Here is a 14,371-nt window from a genome sequence, read left to right on the forward strand (position 1 = left end):
CCCGGCCTGTTATCAGGTCCCAACTGACCAGACTCAATCACTGCAGGGAAACCGGGGGAGACCGTGAGCCATTCGAACGCGCCATTGCCAATCAAGGAGGTACTGCACCAGAAGGTGGTGGACCACCTGACGTTTATCTACCCGGACCTGGAGATAGAGCCCATCGCCCAGGAACTGGTGCATACCATGCGGCTCGACGAAGATTGCCAGAGTCCCCTGGCCCACAAAAATCTGTGGGACCAGACCGACATTGCGGTAATTACCTACGGCAACAGCATCATCAGTGACCATCAGCCGCCCCTGAAAACCCTGCACCATTTTCTACAGGCGCACTTCCCAATGCTGATCAATACGGTGCACATACTGCCGTTCTTCCCCTACACCAGTGACGATGGTTTCGCCGTTTCTGCCTACAAACAGGTGGATCCGCCACTGGGCGACTGGAGCGATATCCTGCGCATCAGTACCGACTTTCACCTGATGGCGGATCTGGTGATCAACCACTGCTCGTCACGGCACGAGTGGTTTGTGAACTATCAGGAGGGGCGCGAGCCCGGCGTTGGCTTCTTCGTGGAAGCAGATCCGAAGGAAGATCTCAGCGCGGTGGTTCGACCGCGGGTAACACCACTCCTGCGCCCCACCACCACCCCCCAGGGAACCAAGCACGTCTGGTGTACCTTCGGCCACGATCAGGTAGACCTGAACTTTGCAAACCCGAAGGTACTCGCGAAGATCGTCGATATTATTCGCCTGTATCTGGATATGGGTGTGCGTGTTTTTCGCCTGGATGCCGTGGCCTTTATCTGGAAAAAGCTCGGCACCAATTGCCTGAATCTGGAGGAGACCCATGAGATCGTGCGTCTGCTGCGCACGCTGATCGAGCACGCCGATCCCAATGCGGTGATCATTACCGAAACCAATATTCCCAATCAGGAAAACCTGTCGTACTTCGGCAATGCCAATGAAGCCCACTGTATTTACAACTTTTCCCTGCCGCCGCTGCTGGTAAATACCCTGGTTACCGGTAATTGCCGCTACCTGAAGAACTGGCTGATGGGTATGCCGCCGGCACAGAACGGCACCACCTATTTCAACTTCATCGCCTCGCACGACGGGATCGGCCTGCGGCCGGTAGAGGGTTTGCTGGATGACAGTGAACTGGAAGCGCTGATCCAGACCATGGAGAATTTCGGCGGCCAGATTTCCTGGCGCGCGCTGGATGACGGCAGCAACAAACCCTACGAAATCAATATTTCCCTGTTTGATGCCCTCAAGGGAACCATCGCGGGCGAAGATGATTGGCAACTAAGACGCTTCATCTGCGCCCACGCCATCATGCTGGCTCTGGAAGGCCTGCCCGCGTTTTATCTGCACAGTCTGATGGGCACCACCAATGACTACGAGCGGATGAAAGAACACGGTCACAACCGCGCCATCAACCGCCGCCAGTGGCACGAGCAGGAACTGGATGATGTGTTGGCCGACCCCGACCGCCACCACCATCACGTGTTCCAGCATTTGCGCAAACTGATCCAACTGCGTCGCGAGCAGCCCGCGTTCCACCCCAACGCAACGCAGTTTACCCTGCACCTCGGTGACCAGGTCTTCGCCTTCTGGCGCCAGAGCCTGGATCGCCGGCAGAGTATTTTCTGCCTCAACAATATCTCCGACACGCCGCAGACCATCCACCTGAATGCGATTAACCTGATTGGTACGGATCAGTGGAAAGATCTGATCAGCGAGGCGACCTTCGACGACATGCTGTCTACGGTTACCCTGGATCCCTACCAGACGCTGTGGATCAGTAACCGCTGGTAACCCCAGGGGGCGTGACATTCACGGCTCGGGAGATTCGCTGGTTTCGGTATTGGGAATGTGCAGTTTGCGCAGGGCACCGCTCAGCCAGGCAAAGACAAAAGCCACCAGGCTAAAAATACCGGCCCACAACAGGGTGGTGAGCGGTGCGGAAAATTCACTGATGATCCCCGCCAACAGCGCACCGATTGCCGCGGAACCAAACAGCGAGAGCTGGTAAATGGAGATTACCCGGCTGCGCACTTGCTCAGGGGCAAGCAGCTGGATGATCGACCGGCCGAGTCCCGCGGAAGCCGCAGCCACCGCGCCCCAGCAGGCACACAGGAACATCAGCCCGAACGGCGTAGGGCCAAAGCTGATGGCAATCAACAGCGCCGCACTGTAGAGCAGACACATCAGTACACCACGCCCCGGTGTATCCCCCTGCCCTCGCCGCAGCATGGCCACCGTCGCAATCACGGTGCCCAGCACAAACGCAATCTGCAGGGTGGCGTAGTAGCTGGCACCGCGCCCGTAACTTTCCGCCATCAGCGGCAGCACCACCAGAAATACCCCGATATGCACCAGGCCATTGAACCCTACCAGCATTACCAGCTCGAGGATGGCGCGGCTGTTGCGCACTTCGGCAAACCCCTCCAGCAGCGCAGAAGGGAGTGTCAGGCGCGCTGTGGGCTTTGCCAAACGCAAGTGGCGCATGGAGAAGAAAAAGAGTGCGGCGATCAACAGCACCCCCACCTGAATCAGCAACAGTAACTCTGCGCCCCAGCTGTCAAATCGGCTCGCCAGTAGCATGCCGATGGCCTGGCCACCGTACTGGGCCAGCATCATCCAGGTCACGGTGTGCTGTACCCGGGCTTCGCTGAGCCGGGTATTACTTTCCTCTGGGGAGCGGGCGCAGCGCTGCACCAGGTTGTCCCGTGCAGGCTGCAGGAAGGCGGTACAAATGCCGAGACTGACACCGTACAGAATCAACAGGCCGAGACTGGGCAGTTGGTAAAGCAAGTAATACGCGAGCGCAGCGTGACACAGACCGAGGCCCAGGCAAGACACGGCTGCCACCCGGGCGGAATCAAACCGGTCCGCCAGTGCACCGCCAAACAGTAGAAAAACCAGATTGGGCAGCAGCACCGACGCCTGAACCCAGCCCAACTGCAATGCAGGCAACTCCATTAACGCCACGGCGATCCATGGCAGCAGGATCACCTGCAGGCCAGTGGCCAGGGAGGTGCCGCTGTAACCCAGCAAAAATGTTCGCAGGCGTGCCACCTGTGCGGGAAGTGCCATTTATTGAATCCGGAAAACCTGTTGCACTGCCACCGGAGGAGAAGTTCGGTCACCTCTCTGCCGGTGCAGCTGGCGGGACGAGCACCCGGCCCGTCAAAAAAAGGGCGACATTGTCCCACAGAATATGGTGTTTTGGGCCCGTCAGGCCGGCTTGCGGGGCTGGGCGGACAATCGCATCGGCCAGAAGCCGCGCACCAGTCGCCGCAGTTGTTTCTCGGCCAGCCCGTCGTCCGCATACGCCGCACGCTCGTACGCCGCGGTAATCCGCGCCGCCATCGATCCCAGCCGGGGCAACTCCCGCTCGATACGGTTAGCATAATCCCCCGGTGTTTCACCGGGGATACGCGGCAACCCGGCCCGCGCCATGCGTTGGCAGAAACGCAGATACAGCCGGCTCGCTGCGGGCAGCGCCGGCCCCCGGCTGGACAATTTCAGCCAAACCAGCAACAGCAGTAGTGCACCCAGCACAGGGATGCCGATAAACATTGCCATGCGCAGTGGCGAGATCTCGCCCATCAGGCGCTGCAGAATGCCTTGCTGGCGCTTGCTGTCAAAGCTGACTACCGTCTGGTACCAGCGGTAATTCACCATGTCCCACTGCAGCCGAAGGCGTGAAACAAACGCGATTTTGTGCAATGGCAGAAAGGCGTCCTGCATAAATTCTTCCGCTGCAGCACTCTGCAGGCCATCGCGGATACGTTCCGGTGCCACCGACGCGGTGGGGTCTACCCGCACCCAGCCGCGCTCCGGCAGCCAGATTTCCGCCCAGGCGTGGGCATCGTACTGGCGCACCAGCAGGTACTCCTGCTGTTCCACCCATTCCCCACCCTGATAGCCAGCCACTACCCGCGCGGGCACCCCGGCAGCGCGCATGGTAAAGACGTAGCTGCTGGCAAAATGCTCGCAGAAACCCTGACGGGTGGAAAACAGAAATTCATCCACTGTGTCCTGGCCCAGCGGGGGCGGCTTCAGGGTATAGGTGAAGCTCCGGTTGTACAGTGACAACAGCGCCTGGGAGATCGCCGCGCCATCCAGCCCCTCTTCAAACCGGGCCCGCGCCCAGGCGCGCGCCCGCGGGTTTCCGGATGCGGGCAACTGCAGGTGGCGGCGCTGCTCCGAGGCACTCAGGCGCGCGCCATCGATCACGCTGTCCCGCGGCCAGGAGCGGACTTCATACGCCAACCGGCTCCCCACCGGCGTTCGGTACACCAGGGTGTCGTCACCGGTTTCCCGCACCCCGCGGGTCTCCGAGTCAGGACGGGCGAGCGCAAACAGCCATGGATTGTGGCTGGCCTCCTGGATCACCTGATAGCGATAGCGCGGGCCGACCGCCGGCAGCGCGCGTCCGGCGCTGTCCCCATGACCATCATCGCCAAAGGGACGCTGGTTGCTGCGGCCGCGGCCCCAGCGCGGATAGCCATCCGCCGCCCCCGGCTCGCTCCAGCGGCGACCATCAAAGTGCGTGTAAACCAACCCCCGCCAGTAGCGTTGCTCTGGCGGTGGCACTGCCCCATTGAAGGAGATCCGCAGGGCCGGCTTGTCTGATTTGGACAGTTCGCTGAAATCCCCCGGGCTCATCGAGTCGCTGATCCCGGTAGACGCGGCCTTGGTATTTTGCGGTACGGCCCACAGGGGCCCCAGACGCGGCATCACCACAAACAGCACCAGCATGACCGGTATCGCCTGCGCCAGCAGCTTCACCGACAAACCAAGCGCCCTGCCCGGGCGTGCGCTGCGCCGCCCCAACTGGGCCACCAGTGCCGCGGTAATAATCACCACACACACAATGCCATATATTGCATAGGGGATGGTCTGCTCAAACACGAACAGGGTAGCGGCGAGAAAGTAGGCCAGCATAAGACTGAGCAGCGCATCCCGCCGGCTCACCAGCTCAATGTTTTTCAGCGTAAAGGACACCGCCAGCAGCGCCACCATCGGTTCCAGCGCAAACCAGCGCCGGTACGTAAGCACCAACCCGGCAATCACAACCGCGACGGCCACCAGTTTGACCAGCCGCCCCGGCATCTCCCGACGACCGCGAAATACCTCGAGACGCCAGTACACCGCCACCGCCCAGGCACCCAGAAGCCAGACGGGAAGGTGAATCGAGTGTGGCAGCAATACCGCCAGCTGGGCGGCAAAAATCCACAGCAGGCTCTCCCGCGGCAGCAGTGCCTGAAGCTGGCTGGTGGATGCGCTCACTGGCTCACTCCCTGCACTGGAAACAGTGCCAGCATGCTCAGTACCTTGTGCTTATGCCCTGCACCCAGCCCCGGATCAATGGTGTGTCCGGGCAGCCTGAGGCCATAGGGCACCTGTGCCCGCTCGGCGTCGAGCACCCAGGCGCAGAGATTGCTGAGCCGGGCCTCCACATCGCGCCCACCCAGCAGGTCCCAGTCGAGCCACAGCCGGGCATCACTACCCGAGGCATACTCCTTGCTGTAAAGATCCCGACCGCCGGCATACTGCTTCCACGCCACATGGCGCAGGGAATCACCAGGCTGGTAGGTTTTCAGACCGGCAAAATCATCACCACCGGCGGTCAGTGTTTTCTGCTGATCCCCTTCTCCCACACTGGCGCCGAAAGGCAGCGGACCTGCAGGCTTGGGTTGGGGGTACACCAGAAATTCCACATCCAGGTCTACCCAGCTCCAGCAGCGAAACAGCCCCAGGGGAAAGCGGCTCTGTACGTGTATACGCGGCGCCTTGACGCGCCCCCGCTGCAACAGCGGGAGGTCCAGGCAGATTTCCTGCGCGTCAGTATCGAGCACGTCCACCTCAACGCCCTCTTCCGGCGGCCAAGCAAGCTGTACACGTTCGTGATATCGCTTGCCGGTTTTACTCAGATCAATTTTCGCCTGGCCATAGTCACCGGCATAGGCCGGTTGCGTATCACGCAGTTGCAGTTTCAGGCCCGACAGGTTGGCAATAGTGTGCACTGGCAGGATCACCAGCAGCCCGACCAGCAGGAAGGCAAGTGCCAGCACCAGATTGTTCTCGTAATTGGTGCCCAGCAGCCATAACAGGAAAATCACCAGCAGCAGCCCCATGCCTGCACCACTGGGCAGGATAAACAGCGTGCGGTGATCGAGGGTGAGGGATTGCGCCGGCGGCAAGCGCCGGTTGAGCCATCGCAACCAGGGCGCGCGCAGCAACGGCTTTGCGCCTGCCGCGCCCGCCTGCTGCCGCGTCTGGGCGGATGATGGATTGCTGTGGATGGATTTTACCGACACGTCAGCCTCAGGCGGCAATGATGTCCACCTGGTGCATCATGCGCTCCACCAGCTGAGTGCCATCGGTTCCGTCACTCTGCAACCGGTGGCCGGCAACCGACGGCAGTACCGCCTGCAGGTCTTCCGGCAGCACGTGGCTGCGGTTGTGGATCAGCGCCCAGGCACGGGCGGCGTGCAGCAAGGCCAGCGCACCGCGCGGTGACAGGCCGACACCACACTCGGGACTCTGGCGGGTGTGCAGCACCAGGCGCTCCAAATAGTCGAGCAGCGACTCGGAAGCCTTGACCTGCCCCACCAGTGACTGCAGCTTGCGCAGCCCCTCACCGCTGATACGGGGCTTGAGCTGCGCCAACTGCGCACGGGGGTCGACGCCCTGAAACAGCGCCCGCTCGGCTTCGCGGGTGGGATAACCGAGGCTGATACGCATGAGAAAGCGGTCGAGCTGGGATTCCGGCAACACAAAGGTGCCGGATTGCTGCAGCGGGTTCTGGGTGGCGATCACAAAAAACGGCTCAGGCAGTGGGCGGGTTTCGCCATCAATACTGACCTGACGCTCCTCCATCGCCTCCAGCAACGCGCTCTGGGTTTTGGGGGAACTGCGATTGATTTCATCGGCGAGCAGCAGCTGGCTGAAGACGGGCCCTTCATGGAAACGGAACTGGCCGGAGTCGCGCTCGAAGATGCTCACCCCGAGGATGTCCGCGGGCAGCATATCGCTGGTGAACTGAACACGCTTGTAGCTGAGTCCGAGCACCTGCGCCAGGGCATGGGCCAGGGTGGTTTTACCCATACCCGGCAGATCTTCGATCAACAGATGACCACGCGCCAACAGACACGCCAGCGCTAGTTTTACCTGATGCTCTTTACCCAACAGGACTTTGCCGATATCGGCAACAATGGCGGAGATGATTTTTTGCACGGCAAATCCATTACTGCTCGTTTTTTCTTCACTAGCTATCAATGATAGGCCCCGCCTCAGGCTGGGCCATACATCATGTCACATTCCGCGCCATTGTGACGGTTTTATGGGAGTGCAGACAAGCCTCGCGCCAGATCTGCTTTCAGGTCCTCCACGTGTTCCAACCCAACCGAAATCCGAATCAGGTTCTCGGTAATCCCCGCCTTGTGCTTGTCTTCCTCACTCAGGCGGCCGTGGGTGGTGGTCGCGGGATGCACAATGGTGCTTTTTGCGTCACCCAGATTGGCGGTCACCGAAAAGATATTGCACGCGTCGATCACCTTCCAGGCGGCCTCGCGCCCACCGGCCACGGTGAAGCTGAACACCGCACCAAAGCCACTTTGCTGCGCGGCGGCAAGCTGGTGGTTGGGGTGGCTGGGCAGGCCTACATAGTTGACCTTCTCCACCTGTGGCTGCTCCTTGAGCCACCAGGCAATATCCAGGGCGCTGGTACAGTGCGCGCGCATGCGCAGGTTGAGCGTTTCCAGTCCCTTGAGGAATACCCAGGCGTTAAACGGACTCATGCTCGGGCCACAGGTGCGCAGGAAGATGACCACTTCATCCATCACTTCCTTTTTGCCCACCACCACGCCGCCGACACAGCGCCCCTGGCCATCGAGAAACTTGGTGGCCGAGTGCACCACGATATCCGCACCGAGTTCCAGTGGGCGTTGCAGGGCCGGCGTACAGAAACAATTGTCGACCACCAGCTGCGCGCCCGCGCTGTGGGCAAGATCGGCCATGGCGCGGATGTCCGCCACTTCGCACAGGGGGTTGGACGGTGTTTCCATAAACAGCAGTTTGGTATCGCCGTCCATCGCGTCTTTCCAGGCCTGGAAGTCCGTCAGCTCGACGAACGCAACCTTGACCCCGAACTTGACCATGTAACGGGTAAACAGCGCGGTGGTGGTACCAAACACACTGCGCGAGCAGACGACCTTGTCGCCGCTCTGCAGCATCGTCATGCACAGGCTGAGAATCGCAGCCATACCGCTGGACGTAGCGACGGCCGCCTCGCCTCCTTCCATCGCGGCGATGCGCTCTTCGAACATACGCACGGTGGGATTGGTGTAACGGGAGTAGACATTCCCGGGGGATTCCCCGGAAAAGCGCGCTGCGGCCTCGGCCGCTGAGGGAAAAACGTAACTGGACGTGGTGTAGATAGGCTCGGCGTGCTCGCCTTCCGCCGACCGGCTCTGGCCTGCCCTTACCGCCAGTGTTTCCAGTGCGTAGCCGTCGTCTTCAAACATGGAGTAACCGTCCCGGGTTAGAAATAGTTGAGCCGGTAATCTTAACCTAAGAAGGCGGTTTTGACAGACCGAAAGCTCCTAGGCACGAATCATGAAGCTTCGTAAATAGCTCGGTGGCGGCACCGCTACCGATAGCAGTTTGCGGGACACGAGCTAGGCGCCCCCCGATAACCCATCCCTGGGGGCTCGGACGCGGCCGTCCAGGCCGCGTACGGTCCCGCAAACTGCTATCGGTATCGGCACCTTCATATTTAGCATCAAGACTTCGCTCCACCAACGAGTAGATGAAGAGAATAAAACTGATTACTTTGAAAGCTACGAAGCGCAGAGTTTAAAGCGAAGGGGGAGCGGCGGGGATCCTTTTTCAGAAGCGTCGGCGACAAGGACGTCGCCGACGCAGCCTACAGGGATGTATTCATGGGGGGGCGCCTAGCTCGGCTCTAAAAATGGATCCCCGGCGCTCCGCCGCCCAGACAGACACTACGTAGCTAAGAACAAGATGGTGCTACGTAGCTAGATTGGTAGCGGCGCTTTCGCATTGGACCACAAAAAATGGCCCACCATCGGGCGGGCCACTTATAGGGGCAGAAGTCAGGAAAGAAAGTTACAGAGAGCTATCGTTGCCCTTGCCTTTCGCATTGTCATTGCGCGCTGCGTGCAGGCTGTCCAGGTATTCCTGAGTCACATCACCGGTGATGTACTTGCCATCAAATACCGCACAATCAAACTCCTTGATCGCGCTGTTACCGTCGGCGGAGGAAACGATCAGTTCATCGAGATCCTGATAGATCAGCCAGTCTGCACCGATCTCCTCACACACCTCTTCGGTAGTGCGGTTATGAGCAACCAGCTCAGTGGCCGAAGGCATATCAATACCGTACACATTCGGGTACTTCACCGCCGGCGCAGCAGAAGCGAAATACACCTTGTTGGCACCAGCCTCACGGGCCATCTGGATAATTTGCTTGCACGTAGTACCGCGCACAATCGAGTCATCCACCAGCAGCACATTCTTGCCGCGGAATTCCAGCTCAATCGGGTTCAGCTTCTGACGCACCGACTTCTTGCGCTGCTTCTGCCCAGGCATGATGAAGGTACGGCCGATATAGCGGTTCTTCACCATACCTTCACGGAACTTCACCCCCAGACGGTGCGCCACCATCTGGCCCGCAGAACGGGAAGAATCGGGGATCGGAATGACCACGTCGATATCGTGGTCCGGGCGCTCGCGCAGAATTTTTTCCGCGAGGTGCTCGCCCTGGCGCAGACGCGCCTTGTGCACCGAAACACCGTCCATGATGGAATCCGGACGGGCAAAATACACATGCTCGAAAATACACGGGCGCAGTTGCGGGTCTTCCGCGCACTGCTCGGAGTGCACGGTACCGTCCAGCTCGATATAAATGCATTCCCCCGGCGCCACGTCACGGACCAGGGTGTAACCCAGAACGTCCAGCGCAACGGACTCGGAAGCCACCATATATTCCGTGCCCTTGTCGGTCTCACGCTTGCCGTACACCAGCGGGCGGATGCCGTTGGGGTCGCGGAAGGCAACCACGCCGTAACCGACGATCATTGCCACACAGGCGTAACCGCCGCGCACCCGTTTATGTACAGCGCGCATCGCGGTGAAAATGTCTTCGGCCTTGGGCTGCAGCTTGTGCTGCTTGTGCAGCTCGTGGGCAAACACATTCAACAGAACTTCGGAATCGGAGTCGGTGTTGATGTGGCGCAGGTCCTGCTGGAAGATGGCTTCCTTCACGTCATCGACATTGGTGAGGTTGCCATTGTGGGCCATGGCAATGCCGTAAGGGGAGTTTACATAGAAGGGCTGGGCCAGTGCCGGGCCGGAGCTGCCGGCGGTGGGGTAGCGCACATGGCCGATACCGAAATTACCCGTAAGACGCTGCATATGGCGCGCGCGAAACACGTCGCGCACCAGGCCATTGGCCTTTTGCTGATTCAGGCGGTCACCATCACAGGTGACGATACCCGCGGCGTCCTGGCCCCGGTGCTGTAACAGGGTAAGCGCATCATACAACTGCAGATTGACGTCACTTTTGCCGACGATTCCAACGATGCCACACATACTTCAGATAACCCCAGTCATTTCGAAATGGTCATGGTGACCCTGCGCCGCGTCCCGCTGCCCAGCGATCAGTCAAGTTGCCCTGCGAAGAAATCCTTGATCGCGCCAGCCGCTTCGCGCGCACGATCTTCAAACTCGAGAAAATGCGGTATCAACGCCGATTCCTGCCACCAGCCATCCTCATTCACCGGCGCCAGCGCCGGGGCGAAGATCAGCAGCGCCATCACGATGATGCCGCCGCGGAACAATCCAAACACCATTCCCAATACCCGGTCCGTACCGGAAAGGCCTGTGGCCTCCACGAACGCAGACAGGGTCATGTTCAGGCCGGCTCCCGCCAGCAGGGTAAAGATGAACAGGATGGAAAAGGCGGCTATGGCCTGCAGTGAAGGCGTATCGACGAGGTTGGAGAGCAGTGGTGCCAGCTGATCGCGAAACATCATCGCCACAACGAATGCCGCCACCCAGGTGAGTAGCGACAGGACTTCGCGCACGAAGCCTCGGCTCAAGCCGATCAGCGTGGAGATGGCGACGATTGCCAGAATGGTCCAGTCAGCCCAGTTCATTCAACCCTACCTGCTACGCGGCGGCTGCCGCGAAGAGCGCGCATTCTAACTTACCGACCGGAGCCCGTGAAGCAGTTCGCCCAATCCCATGCAAAGCAGGAATACTAAGGTGGGCACGAACCCAGTGGTATCAGGCACGGTAGCGCAGAATCAGAGTCTCGGCCTTCAGCAGCTTATCCAGCTTCTGCTTGTCTGACTGAGCGTCCACACGGCTCAACTTGGGACCGACAAACACCCGCACCAGGCGGCCCTTGGATGTATCGACGGCCCGGGTGTAAGCGCGAAAGCCCGCATCCATGAGCCTGGCGCGCATGCGCTCGGCACTGGCGGGCTCCCGATAAGCCCCAACCTGAATCACCCAGCCCTCGGGCAGGCCCTTGTCATCCAGCTGGGTTTCTTCCGCGGGCAATTGAACAGATGGGGCGGGTTCGACGGCGGGTTCCGCCTTGGGCTGCGGCTTGGCGGCTGCCACTGAGGGCGACGGCGTCGCCTGATCAGCTGCCGATGCAAGCGTTTCCGGCACGGGCGCTGGTGCCGCCTGCTCCACGAACTCCGGCTGGAACACCTCGTCGACCGGCGGAGCGGGCTCGATATCCTCCACCGGGCTGGGTTCGGCAATCGCGATGGGCTTGATATCCGGTGCCTGAGGAATCTGACTAGTCACGTCGATATAGCGTGCGCCCTCCCGATCAAACAGGCTCGGCAGGAATATCACCGCCAGCGCGGCCAACACCAGCGCACCGACAATACGCTGCTTGACCCCGTCGTTCAGCCGGCGGGAAGCGCGTGGGTTTTTCGAGGCGTAAGCGTCAGTATCACTGTCCCGGCTGGCCATCGTGTTGCTCTCTTGTAAGCTGCAGTACTGCTGCAACGGTAAAGAAAGAACCGAATACAAGCAACCTGTCGCTCGCCCCCAACTGCCCCAGGGCCCGCTCCAGCTGCGCGGCCACCGGCACAACGGGCCCTGCAACCTGCTCTTCGGGCACCTCGGCCGCATGCAATCCCGCCACAAGCTGCTCGACGTCTGCCGCACGAGGGTTATCCGGCAACAGCGCCGGATACCACCGGTCAACAACCGGCTTGAGGGGCGCCGCGAGCCCCGCCAGGTCTTTATCTGCCATCACCGCAACCAGCGCATGGGTGTGTCCCGCCACCGAATGGCGTGCCAGCCAGTCCGCCAGGTATTCCGCGGCCGCCGGGTTATGCCCCACGTCCAGCAGCAGATCGTGGCCCCGCCAGTGAATCTGCTGACAGCGCCCGGGCATCTGCAGCCCCTTGAGAATTTCGCAGACAGACTCCACCCCGGGCAGAGCCCCCGCCAGGGCCAGTGCCGTTACCGCCGCCGCCACACTGGCCGGGGGCAACTGCAGTTCGGGCATGCCAAATACCAGCCGCGGCTCGGCATCCAGGCGATACTCGCCATCGTGCAGGGAAAAATCCCGGTCAATAAAGTAACTGTCACAACCGAGCTTGCCGGAAACATCGATGACCGACGCCGGCGGCCAGGGATCCGCACACACGAACGTCTTGCCCGCGCGCAAAATGCCCGCCTTCTCGCGACCGATCACTTCCCGGTCACTGCCCAGCCAGGCCTCGTGGTCCACCGCCACGCTGGTGATCATGGCGATATCCGGGTCCACGATATTGACCGCATCCAGGCGTCCACCGAGGCCCACCTCCAGCAGCGCAAACTCCACGTCCGCCTGTTTGAACAGCCAGAATGCCGCCAGTGTGGTGAACTCGAAATAAGTCAGGCTGATCTCGCCCCGCGCCTGCTCCACCGCCTCGAACGCACGCACAAGCAGCGCGTCATCCACCTCCGCCCCATCAATCCGGATGCGCTCATTGAAACGCAGCAAGTGCGGAGAGCTATACGCCCCCACCGAGTGATCTCCGGCACACAGCAGCGCCTCCATGGTACGCACACAACTGCCTTTGCCGTTGGTGCCCGCCACGGTCACGATGCGCCGCGCGGGTGTGCGCACATCGAGGGCATCGGCTACGGAAGCCACTCGCTCCAGGCCGAGTTCGATTTCTGTGGGGTGTAACTGCTCCAGACGGGAGAGCCAGGACTGAAGATCACGCATGAAGTCACCGCCGATTAATCAGGTGAGGGAAATTTTAGTCGTGAACAAAAAGAAGGGGAACAAAGAGGTGCGGACGCATGCGAGCAAAATGCAGCCCCACCACAGGAACATGGCGGGGCTACAGAGTGCATCAGGAGAGCATTAGTTGTTGGACAGTTTGCCCAACAGGCGCCCAACCGTATTCCGCATATCCTTGCGCGGAATGATCATATCGATAGCGCCGTGCTCCAGCAGGAACTCCGCACGCTGGAAACCTTTTGGCAGCTTCTGGCGAATGGTCTGCTCGATAATATTCGGGCCGGCAAATCCGGCACGCGCGCCCGGCTCTGCCGCGTTGATATCGCCCAGCAACGCCAGCGACGCAGAAACCCCACCGTACACCGGATCTGTCATGATCGAGATATAAGGCACACCGGCCATGCGCATCTTCTCCAGCACCGCAGAAGTCTTTGCCATCTGCATGAGCGAGATCAGTGCTTCCTGCATGCGCGCACCGCCGGTGGCGGAGAAGCACACCAGAGGAATGCGCTCTTCCAACGCGCGCTGCGCGGCACGGGTGAACTTTTCACCCACCACGTAGCCCATGGAGCCACCGTGGAACGCGAACTCAAACGCCACTGCCACCACCGGCTTGCCTTCCAGCAGGCCCTGCATGGCCACCAGGGCATCTTTCTCGCCAGTGGCCTTCTGCGCCTGGGTGAGACGATCCTTGTACTTCTTTACATCTTTGAACTTGAGGCGGTCAACCGGCTCCACATCGGTGGCCAGTTCTTCGCGCTGCTCCGTATCCAGGAACATATCCAGCCGGCGGCGGGCACCGATACGGAAATGGTGCTCACACTTGGGGCACACATCCAGATTGCGCTCCAGCTCGGGCAGATAAAGGGTGGAATCGCACTTCACGCACTTTTTCCATACCCCTTCCGGTACCTTGCTGGAACCGGCGCGACGCTCGGTGCGAATCACCGAGGGGACAATTTTTTCTAACCAGCTCATTCTGTTTCCAAAATCCGATAATCTGAGGCTTGCTTGAGTCTTCACCTGCCGGGCCACTACCCGCTACTTGGGAGCCAAGGGTATATGACCGGC

The 14,371-nt window shown here is 60.5% G+C and carries 11 protein-coding genes; 1 reads left to right on the forward strand and 10 read right to left on the reverse strand.

The window, feature by feature from the left end; translation table 11 throughout:
* Positions 1-63: 63 nt before the first annotated feature.
* Positions 64-1,818, forward strand: a complete 1,755-nt coding sequence (locus tag AU182_RS12300; RefSeq protein ID WP_082859418.1) for an alpha-amylase family glycosyl hydrolase — start codon at positions 64-66, stop codon at positions 1,816-1,818.
* Positions 1,819-1,836: 18 nt separating this feature from the next.
* Here the strand turns inward: AU182_RS12300 and AU182_RS12305 are convergent, their stop codons facing one another.
* The 10 genes from AU182_RS12305 to accD all read right to left on the reverse strand — a co-directional run bounded on the left by AU182_RS12305 (position 1,837) and on the right by accD (position 14,278).
* A complete protein-coding gene (locus tag AU182_RS12305; RefSeq protein ID WP_066965578.1) occupies positions 1,837-3,099 on the reverse strand; it encodes an MFS transporter in 1,263 nt (420 codons plus the stop codon).
* A gap of 141 nt (positions 3,100-3,240) precedes the next feature.
* Positions 3,241-5,301 carry a DUF3488 and transglutaminase-like domain-containing protein gene (locus AU182_RS12310; RefSeq protein WP_066965580.1) on the reverse strand — a complete coding sequence of 687 codons (2,061 nt, stop codon included), beginning with the start codon at positions 5,299-5,301 and terminating at the stop codon, positions 3,241-3,243.
* Positions 5,298-6,332 (reverse strand): DUF58 domain-containing protein, encoded by a 1,035-nt coding sequence (locus AU182_RS12315; RefSeq protein ID WP_227718243.1) that lies wholly within the window; start codon positions 6,330-6,332, stop codon positions 5,298-5,300. Before AU182_RS12315 ends, AU182_RS12310 begins: the two co-directional genes overlap by 4 nt.
* 7 nt (positions 6,333-6,339) lie before the next feature.
* Positions 6,340-7,251: a MoxR family ATPase gene (locus tag AU182_RS12320; RefSeq protein WP_066965583.1), complete on the reverse strand. Its 912-nt coding sequence runs from the start codon at positions 7,249-7,251 to the stop codon at positions 6,340-6,342.
* A gap of 104 nt (positions 7,252-7,355) precedes the next feature.
* On the reverse strand, positions 7,356-8,540 hold the full coding sequence (locus AU182_RS12325; RefSeq protein ID WP_066965587.1) for an O-succinylhomoserine sulfhydrylase: 1,185 nt from the start codon (positions 8,538-8,540) through the stop codon (positions 7,356-7,358).
* 604 nt (positions 8,541-9,144) lie between these two features.
* Positions 9,145-10,629 carry an amidophosphoribosyltransferase gene (purF, locus tag AU182_RS12330; RefSeq protein ID WP_066965590.1) on the reverse strand — a complete coding sequence of 495 codons (1,485 nt, stop codon included), beginning with the start codon at positions 10,627-10,629 and terminating at the stop codon, positions 9,145-9,147.
* 68 nt (positions 10,630-10,697) lie between these two features.
* Positions 10,698-11,195, reverse strand: coding sequence for a CvpA family protein (locus AU182_RS12335; protein WP_066965593.1), 498 nt, complete (start codon positions 11,193-11,195; stop codon positions 10,698-10,700).
* Positions 11,196-11,325: 130 nt separating this feature from the next.
* A complete protein-coding gene (locus AU182_RS12340; RefSeq protein WP_066965596.1) occupies positions 11,326-12,030 on the reverse strand; it encodes an SPOR domain-containing protein in 705 nt (234 codons plus the stop codon).
* Positions 12,011-13,282, reverse strand: coding sequence for a bifunctional tetrahydrofolate synthase/dihydrofolate synthase (folC, locus tag AU182_RS12345; protein WP_066965598.1), 1,272 nt, complete (start codon positions 13,280-13,282; stop codon positions 12,011-12,013). The genes AU182_RS12340 and folC overlap by 20 nt, the downstream gene beginning before the upstream one ends.
* Before the next feature lie 141 nt (positions 13,283-13,423).
* A complete protein-coding gene (gene accD / locus AU182_RS12350; RefSeq protein ID WP_066965600.1) occupies positions 13,424-14,278 on the reverse strand; it encodes an acetyl-CoA carboxylase, carboxyltransferase subunit beta in 855 nt (284 codons plus the stop codon).
* Between the last annotated feature and the right edge of the window lie 93 nt (positions 14,279-14,371).

This window comes from Microbulbifer sp. Q7 (assembly GCF_001639145.1).
GTDB lineage: Bacteria > Pseudomonadota > Gammaproteobacteria > Pseudomonadales > Cellvibrionaceae > Microbulbifer.

Excerpts from the sequence above, each read along its gene's own strand:
- purF (WP_066965590.1), bottom strand. The coding sequence starts at position 10,629 with ATGTGTGGCATCGTTGGAATCGTCGGCAAAAGTGACGTCAATCTGCAG.
- folC (WP_066965598.1), bottom strand. The coding sequence starts at position 13,282 with ATGCGTGATCTTCAGTCCTGGCTCTCCCGTCTGGAGCAGTTACACCCC.
- AU182_RS12305 (WP_066965578.1), bottom strand. The coding sequence starts at position 3,099 with ATGGCACTTCCCGCACAGGTGGCACGCCTGCGAACATTTTTGCTGGGT.
- AU182_RS12335 (WP_066965593.1), bottom strand. The coding sequence starts at position 11,195 with ATGAACTGGGCTGACTGGACCATTCTGGCAATCGTCGCCATCTCCACG.
- accD (WP_066965600.1), bottom strand. The coding sequence starts at position 14,278 with ATGAGCTGGTTAGAAAAAATTGTCCCCTCGGTGATTCGCACCGAGCGT.
- AU182_RS12340 (WP_066965596.1), bottom strand. The coding sequence starts at position 12,030 with ATGGCCAGCCGGGACAGTGATACTGACGCTTACGCCTCGAAAAACCCA.
- AU182_RS12325 (WP_066965587.1), bottom strand. The coding sequence starts at position 8,540 with ATGTTTGAAGACGACGGCTACGCACTGGAAACACTGGCGGTAAGGGCA.